22 protein-coding genes and 1 riboswitch are annotated in these 18,871 nt (G+C 54.7%); of the genes, 16 read left to right on the top strand and 6 right to left on the bottom strand.

Going from position 1 to position 18,871, the window contains the following annotated elements:
- Positions 1 to 31: 31 nt before the first annotated feature.
- The gene (locus RHP47_RS10110) at positions 32 to 487 is read left to right on the top strand and encodes a DUF948 domain-containing protein (RefSeq protein ID WP_149820516.1); all 456 of its coding nucleotides are present in this window, start codon (positions 32 to 34) and stop codon (positions 485 to 487) included.
- Here the strand turns inward: RHP47_RS10110 and holA are convergent.
- Positions 424 to 1,431: a DNA polymerase III subunit delta gene (gene holA, locus RHP47_RS10105; protein ID WP_190278066.1), complete on the bottom strand. Its 1,008-nt coding sequence runs from the start codon at positions 1,429 to 1,431 to the stop codon at positions 424 to 426. The two genes, RHP47_RS10110 and holA, sit on opposite strands and share 64 nt — an antisense overlap.
- Before the next feature lie 60 nt (positions 1,432 to 1,491).
- Between holA and RHP47_RS10100 the strand changes: the two genes are divergently transcribed.
- The 4 genes from RHP47_RS10100 to RHP47_RS10085 are packed head-to-tail and all read left to right on the top strand — an operon-like array spanning position 1,492 to position 4,922.
- The gene (locus RHP47_RS10100) at positions 1,492 to 1,938 is read left to right on the top strand and encodes an LptA/OstA family protein (protein ID WP_149820512.1); all 447 of its coding nucleotides are present in this window, start codon (positions 1,492 to 1,494) and stop codon (positions 1,936 to 1,938) included.
- Positions 1,898 to 2,686 (top strand): LPS export ABC transporter ATP-binding protein, encoded by a 789-nt coding sequence (gene lptB, locus RHP47_RS10095; RefSeq protein ID WP_302679425.1) that lies wholly within the window; start codon positions 1,898 to 1,900, stop codon positions 2,684 to 2,686. Before RHP47_RS10100 ends, lptB begins: the two co-directional genes overlap by 41 nt.
- 2 nt (positions 2,687 to 2,688) lie before the next feature.
- Positions 2,689 to 3,825 carry an LptF/LptG family permease gene (locus tag RHP47_RS10090; RefSeq protein ID WP_149820508.1) on the top strand — a complete coding sequence of 379 codons (1,137 nt, stop codon included), beginning with the start codon at positions 2,689 to 2,691 and terminating at the stop codon, positions 3,823 to 3,825.
- Between the two features lie 35 nt (positions 3,826 to 3,860).
- Positions 3,861 to 4,922, top strand: a complete 1,062-nt coding sequence (locus RHP47_RS10085; protein ID WP_149820506.1) for a 3-deoxy-7-phosphoheptulonate synthase — start codon at positions 3,861 to 3,863, stop codon at positions 4,920 to 4,922.
- A 27-nt stretch (positions 4,923 to 4,949) separates the two neighbouring features.
- Here the strand turns inward: RHP47_RS10085 and RHP47_RS10080 are convergent, their stop codons facing one another.
- Positions 4,950 to 5,288, bottom strand: coding sequence for an STAS domain-containing protein (locus tag RHP47_RS10080; RefSeq protein WP_149820504.1), 339 nt, complete (start codon positions 5,286 to 5,288; stop codon positions 4,950 to 4,952).
- Between the two features lie 200 nt (positions 5,289 to 5,488).
- Here RHP47_RS10080 and RHP47_RS10075 point away from each other — a divergent pair, with 200 nt between their 5' ends.
- Together RHP47_RS10075 and RHP47_RS10070 are read left to right on the top strand one after the other, a co-directional pair.
- Complete coding sequence (locus RHP47_RS10075; protein WP_011057407.1) at positions 5,489 to 5,719, top strand: photosystem I reaction center subunit IV; 231 nt, start codon at positions 5,489 to 5,491, stop codon at positions 5,717 to 5,719.
- 11 nt (positions 5,720 to 5,730) lie between these two features.
- Positions 5,731 to 6,585, top strand: a complete 855-nt coding sequence (locus RHP47_RS10070) for a DNA-formamidopyrimidine glycosylase (protein WP_149820502.1) — start codon at positions 5,731 to 5,733, stop codon at positions 6,583 to 6,585.
- Here RHP47_RS10070 and RHP47_RS10065 read toward each other — a convergent pair.
- From RHP47_RS10065 to RHP47_RS10055, 3 genes are all read right to left on the bottom strand, one after another.
- The gene (locus tag RHP47_RS10065) at positions 6,555 to 7,793 is read right to left on the bottom strand and encodes a sensor histidine kinase KdpD (protein ID WP_302679423.1); all 1,239 of its coding nucleotides are present in this window, start codon (positions 7,791 to 7,793) and stop codon (positions 6,555 to 6,557) included. The two genes, RHP47_RS10070 and RHP47_RS10065, sit on opposite strands and share 31 nt — an antisense overlap.
- A 76-nt stretch (positions 7,794 to 7,869) precedes the next feature.
- Positions 7,870 to 9,192, bottom strand: coding sequence for a 30S ribosomal protein S12 methylthiotransferase RimO (rimO, locus tag RHP47_RS10060; protein WP_149820498.1), 1,323 nt, complete (start codon positions 9,190 to 9,192; stop codon positions 7,870 to 7,872).
- A gap of 19 nt (positions 9,193 to 9,211) precedes the next feature.
- Positions 9,212 to 9,868 carry a Mo-dependent nitrogenase C-terminal domain-containing protein gene (locus tag RHP47_RS10055; protein WP_286625578.1) on the bottom strand — a complete coding sequence of 219 codons (657 nt, stop codon included), beginning with the start codon at positions 9,866 to 9,868 and terminating at the stop codon, positions 9,212 to 9,214.
- A gap of 127 nt (positions 9,869 to 9,995) precedes the next feature.
- Here RHP47_RS10055 and RHP47_RS10050 point away from each other — a divergent pair, with 127 nt between their 5' ends.
- From RHP47_RS10050 to RHP47_RS10025, 6 genes are all read left to right on the top strand, one after another.
- On the top strand, positions 9,996 to 10,631 hold the full coding sequence (locus tag RHP47_RS10050) for a chorismate lyase (RefSeq protein ID WP_302679422.1): 636 nt from the start codon (positions 9,996 to 9,998) through the stop codon (positions 10,629 to 10,631).
- A 98-nt stretch (positions 10,632 to 10,729) separates the two neighbouring features.
- The gene (gene pds, locus RHP47_RS10045; RefSeq protein WP_149820494.1) at positions 10,730 to 12,163 is read left to right on the top strand and encodes a 15-cis-phytoene desaturase; all 1,434 of its coding nucleotides are present in this window, start codon (positions 10,730 to 10,732) and stop codon (positions 12,161 to 12,163) included.
- Positions 12,147 to 13,082 carry a phytoene synthase gene (locus RHP47_RS10040; protein ID WP_310840390.1) on the top strand — a complete coding sequence of 312 codons (936 nt, stop codon included), beginning with the start codon at positions 12,147 to 12,149 and terminating at the stop codon, positions 13,080 to 13,082. The genes pds and RHP47_RS10040 overlap by 17 nt, the downstream gene beginning before the upstream one ends.
- Before the next feature lie 5 nt (positions 13,083 to 13,087).
- Positions 13,088 to 13,606 (top strand): phosphoribosyltransferase, encoded by a 519-nt coding sequence (locus RHP47_RS10035; protein WP_149820490.1) that lies wholly within the window; start codon positions 13,088 to 13,090, stop codon positions 13,604 to 13,606.
- A complete protein-coding gene (locus tag RHP47_RS10030; RefSeq protein ID WP_149820488.1) occupies positions 13,603 to 14,598 on the top strand; it encodes an aspartate carbamoyltransferase catalytic subunit in 996 nt (331 codons plus the stop codon). The genes RHP47_RS10035 and RHP47_RS10030 overlap by 4 nt, the downstream gene beginning before the upstream one ends.
- Positions 14,595 to 14,840, top strand: coding sequence for a 2Fe-2S iron-sulfur cluster-binding protein (locus tag RHP47_RS10025; protein ID WP_149820486.1), 246 nt, complete (start codon positions 14,595 to 14,597; stop codon positions 14,838 to 14,840). Before RHP47_RS10030 ends, RHP47_RS10025 begins: the two co-directional genes overlap by 4 nt.
- 17 nt (positions 14,841 to 14,857) lie before the next feature.
- Here the strand turns inward: RHP47_RS10025 and RHP47_RS10020 are convergent, their stop codons facing one another.
- Positions 14,858 to 16,207: an ArsB/NhaD family transporter gene (locus RHP47_RS10020; RefSeq protein WP_286625574.1), complete on the bottom strand. Its 1,350-nt coding sequence runs from the start codon at positions 16,205 to 16,207 to the stop codon at positions 14,858 to 14,860.
- An 87-nt stretch (positions 16,208 to 16,294) separates the two neighbouring features.
- A riboswitch (cyclic di-AMP (ydaO/yuaA leader) is annotated at positions 16,295 to 16,433 on the bottom strand.
- Between the two features lie 155 nt (positions 16,434 to 16,588).
- On the opposite strand from RHP47_RS10020, the gene RHP47_RS10015 reads away from it, so the two are divergent.
- The 3 genes from RHP47_RS10015 (at position 16,589) to RHP47_RS10005 (ending at position 18,870) form a co-directional block, all read left to right on the top strand.
- Positions 16,589 to 17,494, top strand: coding sequence for a bifunctional riboflavin kinase/FAD synthetase (locus RHP47_RS10015; RefSeq protein ID WP_310840389.1), 906 nt, complete (start codon positions 16,589 to 16,591; stop codon positions 17,492 to 17,494).
- The gene (locus RHP47_RS10010) at positions 17,487 to 18,395 is read left to right on the top strand and encodes a MoxR family ATPase (protein WP_149820480.1); all 909 of its coding nucleotides are present in this window, start codon (positions 17,487 to 17,489) and stop codon (positions 18,393 to 18,395) included. Before RHP47_RS10015 ends, RHP47_RS10010 begins: the two co-directional genes overlap by 8 nt.
- A gap of 118 nt (positions 18,396 to 18,513) precedes the next feature.
- Entirely contained in the window at positions 18,514 to 18,870 is a 357-nt protein-coding gene (locus RHP47_RS10005) for a hypothetical protein (RefSeq protein ID WP_302679420.1), read from the top strand.
- Position 18,871 lies beyond the last annotated feature (1 nt).

Below are 18,871 nucleotides of genomic sequence, written 5' to 3'. Positions count from 1 at the left end.
ATCCCCCGCAGGATTCAGTGGACGAACCAACGTGACAGAACCAATTTTTTGGTTGGCGGTGTCACTGGTATTAGTGGCCGTATGCTTGGCAGCCGTTCTGGTTGCTGCGATTCCGGCATTTATGGAATTGGCACGGGCGGCGCGCAGTGCCGAAAAGCTCTTTGATACCTTGGGGCGTGAACTGCCGCCTACCCTAGAAGCAATTCGCTTGACGGGTCTGGAGATTAGCGATCTCACCGATGACATTAGCCAAGGGGTAGAAAGTGCGGGCAATGTCGTCAAGCAGGTGGATCAAGGAATTGCAGCGGCAAAACGCCAAGTTCAAGAGGCGAAAGTGACCACCCGTAGTGTTTTTGCCGGGGTAAAAGCCGCATGGCAAACGTGGAATCGTCCCAGTCGCAAACCTTCGCGGTTGCCGCCGAGTCAATTCTCACCGCCGCCAGAGCGATCGCTCCAAGAACGCCGTGAGCAGGCCAAGGAAAGCTGAATCATCCCTTGGCGTAGAGTCGCCACTGGCTCAGCCCCTAGCTTGAGTTGATACTCCGTGGTTAAGAGAATCTGCAAACAGGCTTGAAGGGCCGGCAAAGCAACAGCGTTCACTTCTTTTTGCAGGAAATAGACCCGTTTCGGATTTCCCACTTCGGCGAGCTTGGCAATGCGTTGATTGTCGCGCTCATGGCTGAGCAACTTGACCCACAACCACGTGCGAAATTGTTTCGTCAGGGTGGCCAAAAGGCGCAAGGGGGGTTCATTTTGGAGTAGCAAGTCCTCCAGTTGGCTCAGGGCAGTGGCTGTGTCTCCCCGCAGCAGGGTACTGGCAAGGGTGAGGCTACTTTGTTGGGTGGCATGAACAAGGGTGGTGATGTCTTCAGCGGTAAGGGGGCGATCGCCCGCAAACAAGGCCAATTTTTCTAATTCATTGTGGAGTTGGCGACTGTCATTGCCCACGGCTTCGGCAAGCAGTTGTATTCCTTCTGGGGGCAGGCGGACTGGATAGCGTTGAGCCGCCTCACGGATCTGCTGTTCAATCTCAGGGGTTTTCCAAGCGGCAATCGGACTAAATTCCTGAATCGTGCCATGCTGTTGCAGCAGCTTGACGGCTTTACTGCGGCTGTCGGGTTTTTGGCTACTGGTGAGCAGTAAATGACAGTTCGGAGGAACTTGCGGCAAGGTGAGTTCTAAATCTGCGAGTAGTTCCGCACTACAGCGTTGACCCAAGGTCGTATTCACCAGCCACACCAAGCGATCGCCTTCTCCAAAGGGCGGCGTCATCACCTGCGCCAACGCGGCTTGAACGGCCTCAGCATCCTCCCCAGCAAATTTTTCGAAGTTAAAACTCTCCCACAGGGGATCAACCACCCGCTGCCGTAGGTCTTTGACGGCCTGCTCGAGTCGAAATTGATCTTCTCCCCAGTAGAAGTAAACGGGCATGATGCGGAAATTTTCCCTTATCCACTAGGATAAAGACATTGTGGCGGAGACTTTAAGGAAATGTTGCAATCTTGTTCCCGATGGCCATCCCGCCTTTTGGCGCTGGGTACACTGGGGGTAGGGTTAGCAATCGCTCCCCTCCTCTGGCAGCCCGCAGACTCCCAAGAAACGCCTTCCCAAGCCCTCACCATCTTGGCGGATGTGCAGCAGGCAAATGCCGTCACAGGCGTGATCACGGCACGGGGCAATGTGCAACTACGTTATCCCGCCCGCCAAATTCAGGCCACGGCGGCACAAGCACAATACTTTAGCCGGGAGGGGCGCATTGTCCTCAGTGGGAATGTGTATGTTTTGCAACAGGGGAACAGTCTCCGCGCTGACACCATCACATATCTTATTGAGGAAGCAAAATTTGTCGCTCTGCCCGCCCCCAGCCGCCAAGTCGAATCTATTTTAATGATCCCCGATGACCCTAACCAACAAATTCTTACACCTGTGCAGCCCTAATGGGCGGTTTGCGCTACCGACCACGCTTCGCCTAGAGGGGGTATGTAAACGGTATGGCAGTCGTTGGGTGGTGGATCACGTCAGTCTCTCGGTGGCACGGGGAGAAGTGGTGGGTCTGCTGGGGCCCAATGGTGCAGGGAAAACGACGACCTTTTACATGGCCACGGGGATTGAACGACCGGATGATGGCCGAGTATGGCTGGATGATGAGGATATTACCCAAGCTCCCTTGCATCAGCGGGCACGGCGGGGCATTGGCTATCTGCCCCAAGAACCGAGTATCTTTCGCCAGTTGACGGTTGCTGAAAATATTCTCTTGGTTTTAGAGGAGACGGGAGTGCCGCGGCGACAGTGGCGCGATCGCTTGGATCAACTGCTGACGGAATTTCGCTTGACCCACATTGCCCACACCCTCGGTCGGCGAGTCTCAGGGGGAGAACGGCGGCGCACCGAATTAGCCCGTGCCTTGGCAGTAGGCAACCAAGGACCCAGTTTTTTACTGCTCGATGAACCCTTTGCGGGTGTGGATCCCATTGCTGTGCATGACCTCCAGGACATGATTGCCAAGCTGCGCGATCGCCAAATGGGCATTCTCATTACCGATCACAATGTGCGGGAAACGCTGGAAATTATTGACCGCGCCTACATTTTACGGGAAGGGCAGATTTTAGCCGCAGGGAATAGCTGGGAATTGGCACAGGATGCCAAAGTGCGGCAATACTACCTCGGTGAGGATTTTCGCTTCTAGACATGATCAGAGCACTGCGGCGGATCTGGCTGCCGACCCTCCCCAAGTTAGATCAGTATCTTCTCTCGCTACTGCTGCCGGGGTTTGTTTTTGGCGTTACAATCTTTACCACTTTGGCGCTGACCGTCGGCACGATTTTTGATCTGGTGCGACAAATTGCCGATGCTCAACTGCCCCTAACGATTTTGCTGCAATTGATTGGCTATCAACTGCCTACCGTCTTGGTCTTGGTGTTTCCGATGGCCGTGTTGCTCGCGGTTGTGGGGGCGATGAGTCGGCTCTCAGAGGAGGGGGAGTGGGTTGCGCTGCGCAGTGTGGGGATTTGTCTGCGCCGTGTCCTCGTCCCTGTGGTGGTTTTTGCATTGTTTGTGAGTGGGTTGACCCTTGCGCTCAATGAAATCGCCGTACCCATCGCCAAGTATGAATCGCAAAAACTCATGCGGGAGTTACTGCAACAGCAGCGTACCCTCGGCTCAGGCACCGATATTTTCTACCCTGAGTACGATCGCCAAGGAGATGTGCGGCGACTGTATTATGGGCATCGCTTTGATGGCAGCCGCATTCAGGGAATCACGGTTTTGGACTTTTCGCAACCGCAGGTGACTCAGGTCATTAGCGCTGAATCCGCGGAGTGGAATGTGCGTGAGAGTCGCTGGTTACTCTCTCAGGGGATAGCCTATTTGATTAGCCACACGGGGGTCAGCCGCAATCTGTTGCAATTTGACCAACAGGAGATCCGCTTGCCTCGGCCTGCCCAATCTCAACAACTGCGGCCAACGGATGTGGATGAACTCTCGATCACCCAAGCACGCCGTGCGCTGCAACGTCTCGATCCCAATCAAGAGCCAGAACTGGTGCGTGCCCTCAAGGTTCACTTGGCTCAGGCCTATGCCCAACCCTTTTTGGCGGTGGTCTTTGCCCTTTTAGGGGTGGGGTTTGGCCTCAGTCCCTCCCAACGGCGGGGGCGGCAGGGATTTGGCATTAGTGTGGCGGTGGTGTTTGGTCAGTACGTGCTCACGTTTTTTCTCGGTGCACTGGGGACGATTGGCACCCTCTCCCCCCTTGCAGCAGCGTGGTTGCCCCACGGCATTGGCTTGGTGGTGGCGATCGCCCTACTGTGGCGTGCGGATCGCAGCTAGAGAGGTATGATGAAAAAAGTGCTGATTGCTGATCCATGCCGCAAACGTTTGATCTTCACGTTGTTGAGACGCGACCCTTGTTGACGCCTGCTACCCTGCTGGCGGATTTGCCGCTGACCGAATCCCAAGCCACCCTTGTGGCCACAACCCGCGATCGCATTCGTGATATTTTCAAGGGGCGCGATCGCCGACTGCTGGTCATTGTGGGGCCTTGTTCAATTCACGATGTCAAGGCGGCCTTGGAATATGGGGAAAAGTTGGCGCGGCTGCGCGATCGCCTGCGGGATAGTCTTGAAATCGTCATGCGGGTTTATTTTGAAAAACCACGCACTTCTGTAGGCTGGAAAGGGCTGATCAACGATCCGCACCTCGATGGCAGCTATGATATCAACACTGGGTTACGCCTCGCACGCAAGCTGCTGCTGGATTTGGCCAACTTGGGGATGCCCGCCGCTACAGAATTGCTCGATCCAATCATTCCCCAGTACATTGCTGACGTTGTGAGTTGGACCGCCATTGGTGCTCGTACGACGGAAAGCCAAACCCACCGTCAAATGGCGTCGGGTCTCTCGATGCCCGTAGGCTTCAAAAATGGCACTGATGGTCACTTAGATTCGGCAATTAATGCCATGATCGCGGCACAGCAGTCGCACCATTTTCTGGGAATTAATGCTGAAGGCCGTGCCAGTATTGTTGCCACCACTGGGAATCCCGATACTCACCTTGTACTGCGCGGCGGCAAAGAGGGCCCTAACTATTCTGCCGCTCACATCGAAATGGCGGCTGCCCTCCTAGAGCGTAAGGGACTCACCCCCCGCCTGATGGTGGATTGTAGCCATGCCAACGCTGCCAAAGATGCCCAACGCCAAGTGCTAGTGTGTGAAAATCTTGCCCAGCAGGTACAGCAAGGTTCCCGTTATTTGGCGGGTGTGATGATCGAGAGCCATCTCAAGGCGGGTAATCAACCGATTCCCAAGGATCTTTCGCAGTTGGTCTATGGTCAAAGTATTACCGATCCCTGCGTGGACTTTGCGACAACAGTAACGATGCTCGAGGAATTGGCTAGTGCGGTGGGGTCACAACTGGTTGCCAGATAACTGAATCGCCTATTGTAGCAGGGGAAGCTAGTTACTTGCCCCTTGGGAAGGTAGATTCAATGAAAAGAATTCTTCCTCATTTTTGAGGATGTGAAAGACCTTATCCATGCTCGTGAGTTCAAAGAGCATCATCATCTGCTTGGGAATATTGCATAGGTAAAGCTGTCCCCCACCTGCCCGGACCGTTTTTAGGGCAACAACAAGAGCGCCTAAGCCAGAACTATCAATGAAGGTGACCTCACCACAATCCAGCAATAGGGCTTGAGTCCCCCCTTGAACCAGCTCACTAATGGTTTGACGAAATTCCTGAGCTTGGGGGCCACCAAAGACCCCAGACAGCTTAATCACTTCGACAGTATTGGCCATAACAGGATGATGGAAAGGAGTTCCCCGCTAGTATACAGCCTTTTTTTACCGAGATTCGTCACGCGACCAACCCATAACCGCCCTTTGCTGGGTTCCAGAGATGGGGTGCTCTGTGAAATTTTGTGGAGCGAGCGTAACAAGCCGTAGTAGTCATAGTAGGCTTAACTCTAGCCGTTGAGAAATTTTTAGGACGATAACTCATGGTGCAACGTGGTTCTAAGGTCAAGATTCTCCGCCCTGAATCCTACTGGTACAACGAAGTGGGTACCGTCGCCTCTGTGGATCAAACCCCCGGCGTCAAATATCCTGTGATTGTGCGCTTCGACAAAGTCAATTACACCGGCTACAGCGGCAGTGCCAGCGGTGTGAATACCAATAACTTTGCGCTGCACGAAGTGCAAGAAGTGGCTCCGCCCAAAAAAGGGAAATAGTTTCTGAGACCGTGCCGGAATTACCGGAAGTTGAAACCGTACGTCGTGGGCTAGAGGTGGTCACCCTTGGGCAACCCATTGTGGGGGTCGAGGTGCTTCTAGCCCGTTCTATTGCGCTTCCGGAAGAGCCGCAAGCGTTTATTGATCACCTGCGCGATCGCTCTATTCAACAGTGGCATCGGCGGGGCAAGTATCTTTTGGCCGCCCTCAATGACGACAGTCGCCTCGTGATTCATCTGCGCATGAGCGGCCAGTTGTTGTGGCTGACGACTCCCCAGCCTCCCTGCCCCCATACCCGTGTGCGCTGGTTTTTCGCAACGGGGGCAGAACTCCGCTTTGTGGATCAACGGACGTTTGGTCGCTGTTGGTGGATTCCTGCACACTGCCGCCCCGAAACGGCGATTCCCACACTGGCCAGCTTGGCACCGGAACCCCTGAGTGAGGCCTTTACAGTTTGGTTCTTGGCGGAACGGTTGGTGCATTATCGTCGCGCGCTGAAAACGGCGCTCTTAGATCAAACCGTTGTTGCGGGCATGGGGAATATCTATGCCGATGAAAGTCTTTTCTTGAGTGGTCTGCACCCCGCCCTACCCACCTACACCCTAACGATTGAGCAGATCGTTCACCTCCATCAGGTGATTCGCCAAGTGCTGAGGGAAGCGATTGCAGCGGGTGGTACGACAATTCGTAGCTTTGTCACTCCGACGGGGGTGAATGGTTGCTATGGGGGTCAAGCATGGGTCTATGGTCGCAAGGGGGAAGCCTGCCGCGTCTGTGGCACAACAATTGAACGGCTGCGGTTGGCAGGACGCTCCAGTCACTATTGTCCTCGCTGTCAGCCACTCTCTTCCGCAATGGGCAAATAAAGGGTGAGAATTTCGCCCGCTTGGCGATCGCGCCGTTGAATGACCTTAGCGCCGACCGCTTCTATTAAGAGTTTTGCCGCCTGAAAGTTGAGACTCAGTTGCCCGGTTGCGGGATGCCACAGGAGCAGGTGCCCCAAGGCGGCCAGATCGCTGCGGTGTTTGTACTGGGGCGATCGCAATTCTAGCTTCACGTGCTGCCCTGCCCGCTGCACCACCAATTGCAGTTCACTCTCTGGGGCAAGGGTTTGGCTATAGTATTCCACTAACCCGGTCAAGACCTGATCTAAAGACCTTGGATCACTGAGAACAAGGGGTAAATTGGGCGGATAATCAAGAACCAATTTGACCTGACGACGCGCCGCCTGCTTTTGCCAGCGAGCCAAGTTGGTTGTGAAGAGTTCCGTCAAGTGGGTCCGCCCAAACGCAAGGGGGGGTTTGGGGCTAGGACTGGTGAAGATTTCGGCGGCATCACTCAGGAGATTAAAGCGGGTGATTTGATCTTGAATCTCTTGACCAATCTTTTGCAGATACTGGTACGTGCGCTGCGGTAGATTCTCTTGCCGTTGTAGCAATTGGATAAAGGTATTGATGGTGGTGAGCGGAGTGCGCACCTCGTGGGAAAGGGCTTGCAGCAGGCTAATGTCCGCAGCCATGGGGGTAGAAGTCACAGTCAGGGGCGTGGCCGCCGGTTGACTATAGTCCAGCAGCCATTGACCAAACTGACTCACCAAACGATAGCTGGGGGGCACCATCTCCACACTGGCCAGCCACTGATCAATGGGGTCGAGATCGGCTAAGGGAAGTTGCTGCCGCAACTGCTGCCAAAAAGCATGAATTTCCTCAGGAGCAAAGGAAAAGTGCAGTCCGCGCTCCCCTTGATAGATCAGTAAAAGATTAACCTCTGGACTCAGTAGTAGGCAAAAGGGATTCATGCCTTCTCGCGCCGCGGGCAAAAGGGTCATTGCCGGCAAAGCAGGATGGGTGTCTGTGGGGGGCAGGTAGGGCAGCGATCGCCCCTGGGGCATGAGGACATAGGTTTTTAGGGGACAATCTTGAAGAATGAGGCTGGGGAAGGAGACTAAAAAGCCCTCAATGGGATGCGTAACTGCCAATAATCTTTCTAAGGCAGCAACCCCCGCTTGCCACTGCCAAAAGCGATCGCCAGCACGGGTATCATACCGATCAATGGTGGAATGCGAGCGTCCCATAGCAGCCGATGCAACGTCCCCAACTGCCTCGACCATAGCCCCAATGATTCCAATCTGCCTAGGAGTAAAACCGAACTTAGGTGGGGATGATGCCGTACAGATCGTAAATATCAGCAGCGGTGATTTCTACGGGGACAATTGTGCCCAAGGTGGCAGCTCCCTTGACATAAACCACGCCATCCACATCCGGGGCAAAGCGGGGCGATCGTCCAATCAGTTCCCCAGTTTGCGGGTTTTCCTGCTCAATGAGCACAGGTACGGTTTTGCCCACTTCAGCAGCATTTTTGCGCTGGGCAATGGGTTGTTGCAGTTGCATCAGGCGATCGCGCCGCGCCATTTTGATTTCCTCTGGAACCTGATCCGGCAGATCATAGGCGGCAGTCCCTTCCTCGGCGGAGTAGGTAAAGACCCCCACATGGTCAAATTCATGGCGCTGCACAAACTGGCAAAGATGCTCAAAGTGGTGCTCAGTCTCACCGGGGAAGCCAACAATAAACGTCGTCCGCATCACTGCTTCGGGTAAGTCCTGCCGTAACCGTTCAATCAGGCGATCGTTCACCCCCGCTTGCCACGGCCGATTCATAGCGCGCAGCACCTCTGGGTGGGAATGTTGCAACGGCAAATCAAGATAGGGCAAGATGTTAGGAGTTTCCCGCATCGCTGCAATCACCTCAGGCGTTAGCCCCGTGGGATAGGCGTAGTGCAAGCGAATCCAAGGCACATCCACTTTGCCAAGGGCACGAATCAGCGCCGCGAGTTGGGGTTGACCATAGAGATCAATGCCATAGTTGGTGGTAATTTGGGAAACAATAATGATTTCTTGGACGCCCTCGCTGGCGAGTTGATGGGCTTCACTGACAATGGACTCAATGGGGCGCGATCGCTGGTTGCCCCGCAGATGGGGAATGATACAAAAGGCACAGCGATAGTCACAGCCCTCAGCAATCCGCAGATAGGCCACCGGTTCCGGCGTGGTGCGGTAGCGAGGAACGGTTTCATCGGCAATGTAGGTGGGCACAGCACTAATTTGTTGCACCCGCTCACCCGTTTCTACCCGCTCAATCACCTCAACAATGTGCTGGTAATCGCCACTGCCAACGACGGCCACCGCCTCAGGAAGCTCCGCCAAGAGTTCCCCTTGAAAATGCTGCGCTAAGCAGCCTGTGATCACAATCTTCTTATTGGCTTCTGCCAGTTCTACCAGTGTGCGCACCGACTCTTCGCGGGCGGCTTGGATAAAGCTACAGGTATTGACAATAACGTAGTCGGCTTCGGTTTCATCGGTACCCACCCCATAGCCCGCTGCCGCAAGGAGACCAATCATGTGCTCCGTATCCACGCGGTTCTTATCACAGCCAAGGTGGGCAAAGGCAATTTTCGGTTTGGTTGGGTTTGGCATCTAAACGGGTCAGCAGCATCTAACAGTAGGGGGTAATATCTTCACCACACTCGTCGGCCAAATAGCTGAGCGAGCGGAAGCGCAACCCCACTAATTGATCATAAAGGGGATTGAGTTTACAGAGGGGGGGAATATGGACAATCTTGCGACCAAAAAGGGTAATGTCGCGCTCAAAGGGGCATTGGGGGGGAATCAGGCGGCAGAGAAAGCGAGCCACCTTGGCATCTTTGACCTCTAAACCATCCAGCCAGTGGCGCACGGGATCCAATAGGCGCAGGGTTTGTTCATTGCTCTCGTGCTGACCATCAAGGGTGTGCTTCAGGGACTCAAGGGCAGTAATTTCCAGTCCCAAGGCGTTGCAGAAGCGTTGCAGTTCGGCATCCTCCGATTGGGAGTAAATGCCATTGGCAAGCGCCACCATTACGGCTGTGCGCACGAAATTTTCCGCAAGGGCGCGATCGCCGCCAAAGGTGGCCACCAGCTCTTCATCGGTGACTGGAGCAAAATGTTCAAGATCAATTTCTGGGGCAATTTCCTCGCGAATCAGGCTCGCAATCAGTTGCTTCTCTTCGGGATCAAAGTGACCATCGGCGCCGGCAATGCTCAAGAGACCCTTAATCCAAATGGCCGTTTGTTCCGGTGTCAGTTCAAGGGTAGATGCTGCGGTGGTTGCCATAGAGATTGCCCCAAGATTGCTGCTCACTACGACTGTACTCTAGGTCTGGGTCTTTCGTGCCATCCTGAAGGACGGATAAAATCCTTGCTACAATTGACGAAGTTTTGTTAAGCACTGTGTCCCGTCCTTGACTGTTTCGCTGTTGCCCTCCACTTGCTCAACCCCTTGGTATGCCCTTGATCCCATTTGGCAGGGGGACGCGGCGGCGATCGCCCAAGGATTGCCCCATGATCTTTTAGCGCCGGCGTGGCAAATCCTGATTCTCGGGGATGGCTCCCCCACCCGCCACTTGCAACTGCTGACGGGTGAAACCACGGAAGTGGACGTGATAGATATGTCGGCCATTGGCCATGCCAGCGATCGCGCCCCGGCGCAACTGCAACTCATTCCCGGCCCGCGGCTGCGGCGTCAAGTGTGGCTACGCACCGCTTCAGGTCAACGTTTGGCCTACGCCACCTCTTGGTGGGAAGCTGCCCATGTGGATGAGTATTTGCAAAACCGTGCCATGCCCATTTGGACGAACCTCGCCCAACGCAAGGTGGAGCTTTACCGCGACATTCAGGCGGTGTATCTCGGGCACTCTGGAACCTTGGCGGCAGCCTTTGGCGAGGCGGGGCCTTTTTGGGGGCGGCATTATCTCTTTTGGCACGATCGCCGTCCCATTACGCTGATTTATGAAGTCTTTTCGCCCTACCTCTGCCGGTACCTTGGTCCGATGGGAAATACGGCCTATTTGGCAAATTCAGCCCCAACATTGGGCTAAAGCGGGTGTCTCCGTAACGTTTTGTAAATATAATATGAACAGCTTTTTGTCCCCCTAGGGGGTTGCGTTCATCTTCGTCAGTTAGGGTAGCGTCATTCATGCGAGTTGCAATTGCCGGTGGTGGCTTAGCGGGCTTAGCTTGCGCCAAGTATCTAGTGGATGCAGGACATACCCCCATGGTGTTTGAGCGTGCCAATGTCCTTGGTGGCTTGGTGGCGGCATGGCAGGATGCCGATGGGGATTGGGTGGAAACGGGCTTGCACGCCTTTTTTGGTGCCTACCCCAATATGCTGCAACTCCTAGCGGAATTGGGGATTAGCGATCGCCTGCAATGGAAACGCCATGCCCTGATTTTTAACCAACCCGAAAAGCCGGGGGTGCTCTCGTGGTTTGATGTTCCCGATATTCCTTCGCCTTTTAATGTACTGCTCTCCATTTTGCGCAACAACGATATGCTGACGTGGGAGCAGAAATTCCGCTTTGCCTTGGGGCTGTGGCCAGCGATCGTGCGCGGCCAAAAATACGTCGAGGCAATGGACAAGTACACCCTCCTCGAATGGCTGCAACGCCAAGGGATTGATGAGCGGGTAAACTCCGACATTTTTATTGCGGCCTCAAAGGCACTGACCTTCCTGAACCCCGATGAGGTCTCGGCCACGATTCCCCTGACGGCGATGAACCGCTTTCTGCGGGAACGCTATGGCTCAAAAATTGCCTTCTTGGATGGGGCACCCCCCGAACGGTTGTGTCAGCCCATTGTGGATTATGTGACCGCACGGGGCGGTGAAGTGCACACCAGTGTGGCTCTGCGGGAGATTGTCCTCAATGAAGATCTCTCGGTGCAGTCCTTTGTCATGGCCGATCGCGAGGGGCAACAGCGCTTTGAAGTCACAGCGGATGCCTATGTCTCAGCGATGTCGGTGGATGCCATTAAACTGCTGCTGCCGCAGCCGTGGCAAGACCTACCCTTTTTCCAGAAACTCAATGGCCTCGAAGGCGTCCCTGTGATTAATGTCCAAATCTGGTTTGATCGCAAATTGCCGACGGTAGATCACCTGCTCTTCTCGCGATCGCCCCTGTTGAGTGTTTATGCCGATATGAGCGAAACCTGCAAGGGCTATGCCGATCCCGACAAGTCAATGTTAGAGCTGGTATTGGCGCCTGCTGCGGAGTGGATTGGCCGCAGTGATGAGGAGATTGTTGAGGCGACCCTTGCGGAACTGGCCAAACTCTTCCCCAATCACCTACCGGAACCTGCTAAAGTGCTGAAAACGGCGGTGGTGAAAACCCCCCGCTCAGTCTATAAAGCCACCCCCGGTCGCCAAGCCTTTCGTCCGGATCAGGCCACGCCCATTCCCAACTTCTTCCTTGCGGGGAGCTACACGATGCAGCCCTACCTAGGGAGTATGGAAGGGGCGGTACTTTCTGGTAAGCTGACAGCGCAGGCGATCGCGAAGCGGCTCGCAGAGAGCAACGCCCCACAGCCCCCCAAACCCTCTACTCAGACTGTCGCCAATGCTGCAACTGCCTAGAGCCGAGTACGTCCCTCCCCTGATTTCCCTCGACGAAGCCTACGAGCTGTGTCGTCAGGTCACTGCCGCCTATGCCAAGACGTTTTACCTCGGCACGCTGTTGATGCCCCCCGCCAAGCGCCGTGCCATTTGGGCGATTTACGTCTGGTGTCGGCGCACCGATGAACTGGTGGATGGCCCCCAAGCCGCAACGACAACAATGGCCACCCTTGATGAGTGGGAAGCGCGCCTTGAGGATATTTTTGCCGGTCATCCCCACGATGGTATGGACTTGGCATTGACGGCGACGCTGGAACAGTACCCCCTCGACATCCAGCCCTTTCGGGACATGATTGCTGGCCAGCGGATGGACTTGCACCGCAGTCGCTATGAAACTTTTGCTGAACTAGAACTCTATTGCTACCGCGTGGCCGGTACCGTCGGCCTCATGTCCCTTGAGGTGATGGGGGGAAACCCCTACAGCGATCGCCTGTGTTCCCCTTGGGTGGATCCCTATCAGGCCAAAGGCACCCTCAAGGATCAAGCCATTGCCCTTGGCATTGCCAATCAACTCACCAATATCCTGCGGGATGTGGGCGAAGATATGCGGCGGGGGCGTATCTATCTGCCCCTAGAGGACTTGGCTACCTTTAACTACACCGAAGAAGACTTGCAGCGGGGGGTGATTGACGATCGCTGGCGGGCACTGATGCGCTTTCAAATTCAGCGGGCACGGCAATTTTATCGGGAAGCCGAAGTGGGGGTGGCTTACCTAGAGCGGGATGCCCGTTGGCCCGTGTGGTCGGCGTTGATGCTCTATCGCCAGATTCTTGATGTCATCGAAGCCAACGATTACGATGTCTTTAATCGGCGCGCCTTTGTCTCTGACTGGCGCAAGCTGCTGTTTATCCCCATTTCTTGGTTCAAGGCCAGCTTTTAGGCACCATGGCAGATCTCTACGTGGATTGGGACGAGTACCATCGCACCATTGAACAGTTGGCGATCGCTATCTATGAATCGGGATGGCAGTTCAATCAAATCCTCTGCTTGGCCAAGGGGGGGCTGCGGGTAGGGGACATTCTCAGCCGCTTGTTTAATCAACCCCTCGCGATTCTGGCGGTGTCCTCCTATGGCGGTGTCAATAACCAAGAGCGGGGTCGCATCACCTTTGCGCGAGATTTAACCATGACCACCGCTACCCTTGGCAGTCATGTCCTCTTAGTGGATGATTTGGTGGATTCTGGCCTTTCCTTGCAGAAAACCCTGCGCTGGCTAGAGGTCAAATATGGCTTTGCGGTGGAGGAAGTGCGCACTGCCGTTCTCTGGTATAAAGCGGCCTCTTGTATTCGTCCGGACTACTATGTTCATTACCTGCCTGAAAATCCTTGGATCCATCAACCCTTTGAACGCTACGAACAACTGACAGCGGCTGATCTTGCTCAAACCCTAACCCCCTGTCCATGACGCCTACCCTCACTCCCCCCCTCCAATGGCAGCGTCGCCACGTCCTCTCCCTGCAAGACTTTACGGTGGCGGAGCTAGATATTGTGCTGCAAACAGCGCTCAGTTTTCAGGAAGTCCTGAATCGTCGCACTAAGAAAGTCCCCACCCTGCAAGCGCGGGTGGTTGCTAATCTTTTCTTTGAAAGCTCGACGCGCACCCGCAATAGCTTTGAACTGGCGGCCAAACGTCTTTCTGCGGATATTCTCAACTTTTCCCCCGGTACCTCGGCCCTGAGTAAAGGGGAAACGATCCTCGATACGGCTAAGACCCTGTGGGCGATGGGGGCAGAATTCATGGTGATTCGCCATCAGCAGTCGGGGGTGCCCCATACAATTGCGGCGGAAATGGATCGCCTTGGCGGTCAGGTGGCGGTTCTCAATGCCGGTGATGGCCTGCACGAGCATCCCTCCCAAGCGCTGCTGGATCTGTTTACCCTTTGTCAACTCTACGATTCACGTCAACCCCGCTGTGCCCTATTGCAGGGAAAGAAAGTGGCCATTATTGGCGATATTCGCCATTCCCGTGTGGCGCGATCGAACCTCTATAGCCTGAAAACGGCCGGTGCTGACGTGCATTTGGCTGGCCCCCCCACCCTGTTACCCGCCGAATTTGCAGAGTACGGCGCAACGCTCCACTGGACACTGGAACCTGCCCTTGCTGATGCCGATATTGTGATGACGCTGCGCCTGCAACGGGAACGCATGGATCAGCACCTGATTCCCAGTTTGCGGGAGTACCATCAGCAGTTTGGTATCACCCATGAACGGCTGCACCTGTGCCGACCGGAGGTGCGGGTTTTGCATCCAGGACCGGTGAATCGCGGTGTGGAATTGAGTTCGGCATTGCTGGATGATCCGCAGTTCAGTTTAGTGAATCAGCAGGTGACCAGTGGTGTGGCGGTACGGATGGCGTTACTGTATTTGATGGGAACGTACCATGAGGTCAAGGCATGATTAGGGTGACGTTTCTGCCGGATCAGGTCTGCGTCGAGGCCGAAGTGGGTGAAAGTTGGTTGAGCGTCGCTGAGCGTGCCGGGATTGAAATTCCCACCGGCTGTCGTATGGGGACGTGTGGCGCCTGCACTCTGGAACTCGAGGACGGCGAAGAAATTCGCGCTTGTATCTCTACGATCGCGGGCGATGGCGAGGATGGCACCCAGATTACTGCCTATGTCTTTCGAGATCCCACGTGGTGATCACAGGAATCAAACCCTTAGCGCCAAATGAGAAAGCGCACAGTTAGAAAGAGTGCTGAAACCCCCAACTGCAACGCCGTAATCGGCACCCCATAGCGCAGAAAGGTTTTGAAGCTAATGCGGCGGCCATGGAGTTCCGCAATTCCGGCACCAACAATGTTGGCAGAGGCGCCGACCAGCGTGGCATTGCCGCCCAACGTTGCCCCTAGCATCATGGCATAGAACAGGGGCAGCACCTGGGGGGGCAAATCACCCCCATAACCAGGGTGGAGAATTTCTGAACCTGCTAGACCCACATCGACAAGGTATTTTTTCAGCAGTGGCACCATCGCCACCACAAGGGGGATATTGGGAATGACGCTAGAGAGAATGCCAATCGCAAATAAGAGCAGCAGGGAGCCAAAAAAGATATTTTGGCCAATGAGAATGGCGAGGAGGTGGGAGAGTTGACCAATGATGCCGGTTTTTTCTAGGCCACCGATCAAGACAAAAATGCTCATAAAAAAGATCAGGGTGGCCCAGTCCACATCCCGCAGAATGTGGGTGACCGTATCGATTTTGCTTTGATGGGATAAAAGGAGTGCAAGGGCAGCCCCCATTAAAGCGACCGCAGGGGGAGACACTTTGACGACCATGCCATCGCCAATAACAAAGAAGGTCAAGACAAAGACGATGATCACACAACCCACCGCTAGGGTGCGGGGATGATTAATTTTGGGGTGGGGCAAGTGATCAAGGGAGTTGAGTTCTTTGCGCCAAATGCGGCGAAAGAGAACCGGCAGACAAAAAACAATGACAGCGATCGCCAGTACCCCCCCTAAGCTGAGACGCAGGAGATAATCGGCAAAGCTGAGATTAATGGCATCCCCGACAATATAAGTCGCTGGATCCCCGACAAGGGTCAGCAAGCCAGCGCTATTGGAGACAATCACCATCAAGATAATCAGGGGGACAAAGTCCACCCCCACTTCAGCCGCCATGGGGGGCAACAGGGGGGCAAGGAGCATCACTGTTGTGGCATTGGGCAGTACGGCACAGATGGGGGTTGTCAGAGCCACGATCCCCAGCAGCAGGCGTTTTCCCTGACCTCGGGCAAGGATCACCATTTGGGTGGCCAGATACTCAAATACCTTGGTCGGTTCAAAGGCGCGGACCAGAACCATGACACCGAAAAAGAGAGCGAGAGTACCGTGACTGCGGCCAATGTAGCTAATGGCCTCCCCAAGGGTCATAATGTTGAGAAAGACGAGGAGAATCGCGCCCAAAAAGGCTGCAATGGTAATGTTGATCCACTCGGTCATGATCAGGAGGATCACGCCTAGGAAGATCGTGCCAGCAGCGAATGTATGCCAGTGTTCAATCAGCATTGGGCTTCCTAAAAGTTTCTAAGGTAACAAATTCGGTCAACCCCACGAAACCGAATCACTGGAACACTGAGCAGTTGTGAAAAACAGCCAGTCTCCAACTGAATGCCGACGAAGTTAGCTGACGGGCTAGGATTCAGTGGTATCCTTTCTCGGTGGAGAATGCGCCCCTGATTCGTTGGTTCCTCCGCTCCAAGCTGCCAAGGCTCAGATTAGGCATAAAAAGATAAATTGCTACTCAACGTAGCATAGGCCTCTTGGGGGATTCAAGAGAAGTTCTTCTATGACGTGAATAGAAAATCTTAATAAAAACTTTCCCAGACTGTTGCGCCGCGGTTAAATGTGTCAAAATGTTTCCTGTGTCAATTGAATAGCGGCCTACCCTTGCAAACTCCTACGGCGATCGCCCTTGGCAATTTTGACGGTGTCCATCGCGGGCACCAAGAGGTTATCCGTACGCTTGTTGAAGCAGCGCCTCCCGACTGTTACCGGTCAGTGATTACGTTTTCGCCCCACCCGCAGGCATTTTTTACGGGAGAAGAGCGCCTGCTGCTGACCCCAGAGGCGGAAAAACGTGCCCTTTTGAACCACTATGGCATTGAGCAGGTGATTGTCCTGCCCTTTACCCATGCTCTTGCCCAACTGTCGCCCTTGGAGTTTGTTGAGCAGATTTTGGTACAGCAGTTGCAGGCCAAGGTATTGAGTGTGGGTTTTAATTTTGGCTTTGGCCGTGGGCGATCGGGGACGGCGGCGGATTTGCGCACCCTCTGTGCTGCCTTTGGTATTCCAGTGCATATTGTGCCCCCCTATTGTCGGGGGAGCGATCGCGTCAGTAGCTCAGCAGTAAGGGCCGCCCTCGCCGAGGGAGATGTGGCCTTGGTACGGGAGCTTTTGGGACGCCCCTACCAATTGACCGGCACCGTGATTCAAGGGGAACAGTTGGGACGGCAGTTGGGATTTCCCACCGCCAATCTAGCCCTCCCCCCAGACAAATTATTGCCTCGCCACGGCGTTTATGCTTGCCGCGTTACGGGGGCAGCGTTTGCCACTGAGCAATTGGGGGTGGTGAATATTGGGATGCGACCGACGGTGACGGGTCGGCAAGTGACAACAGAGGTGCATCTATTCAACTGGCAGGGAAATCTTTACAATCAAGAGATCACACTTCATTTAGAGGCCTTTATTCGCCCAGAGGTACGGTTTCCCAGTTTGGCTGCCCTACAGGCGCAAATTGCTGCCGATTGCCAAGTAGCGGCTGATCTTCTTGAACGAGTGGTCTCCTATGCGTGAACCCCTACAGCGACTGGTCAATAACCTTGGACAGGTCATGGTGGGCAAAAAAGCTGCCATTGAACTCATGCTAGTGGGGTTGCTGGCGGGGGGACACGTTTTGCTGGAGGATGTACCGGGGGTGGGAAAAACCCTCTTGGCCAAGGCCTTGGCGCGATCGCTGGCGGGTACCTTTCAGCGCATCCAGGCCACACCCGATCTCCTGCCCACGGACTTATCGGGCACCAATATCTGGAATCCCAAAACAGCGGAGTTTGAGTTTCGCCCAGGTCCTGTCTTCTGCAATATCCTGCTGGCGGATGAAATTAACCGCGCCACACCCCGCACCCAATCGGCACTCCTAGAGGTCATGGAGGAGTACCAAGTCACCATTGATGGCGTCACCTACCCCCTGCCCCAGCCCTTTTTTGTCATTGCCACCCAGAACCCCGTGGAATACCAAGGCACCTTTCCGCTGCCCGAAGCCCAGTTGGATCGCTTTGCCCTGTGTTTTAGCTTGGGCTACCCCACCGAGGAAGAGGAACTACAAATGCTGCAACGGGTGCAGGGGGGCTTAGATGTCAATCAACTGGAACCGTGCCTCAGCTTGGCGGAGATCCAACAGTTGCGGCAGCAGGTGCTACAGGTGCGGGTAGATTCAGTCTTGCAAAAGTACATTCTTGCCCTTGTGCGGGCGAGCCGCGAGAGCGATCGCATTACCTTGGGGGTGAGTCCTCGCGGTACCGTGATGCTCCAGCGCACAGCTCAGGCCTTGGCCTTGCTCAATGGCCGTGACTATGTCCTCCCCGATGATGTGAAGCAATTGGCGCCCCATGTTCTAGCTCATCGTTTGATTACAGCAGCAGGGCGCTCAGGGCGAGCCTGTGTGGCAGAATTGTTGGAAATGGTAGTCGTTCCCTAGGGAGAGTTGGCGCGACTGTTCTCTATGAACATCTCTGCGATCGCCAACCTGTCATTGTAGTGTTAAGTCTTTTTAACATCGCGATCGCCCTCGCAACCGTCGAAGGATTTAGGCATTTATGACAACGATACTCATGACACAAGCCCTCCAACGGCAGGGAGAAATTTGGCACAACGTCCTCAGCAGTCAAAACCTTACGGTCATCTGGGAAAACCTTGATGCTGACATCCTTGTTGTGCTAGAGGGCATGGAGACGGCTGGCCTAGCATTGTCCCAATTGCTGCTGTTAGATATGGGCATGATGGTCACCAATCCCTACCGCTTTTGTCAGGTGGCACAGTCTCGCTTTCCGGCGATACCTGTGGTTATTAGGGCGGGTCACGATCGCCAAATTAGGGCAGCCGACACAGCTCCAACCCCAAAGGGAGAGGATGATGGGCAGCACCGCCGTCGCTATCGTAGCTCAAGTTATTAAA

It is taken from the genome of Thermosynechococcus sp. QKsg1, assembly GCF_031586415.1.
Taxonomy (GTDB): domain Bacteria; phylum Cyanobacteriota; class Cyanobacteriia; order Thermosynechococcales; family Thermosynechococcaceae; genus Thermosynechococcus.
This window is presented reverse-complemented; position numbering and strand designations above follow the sequence as displayed.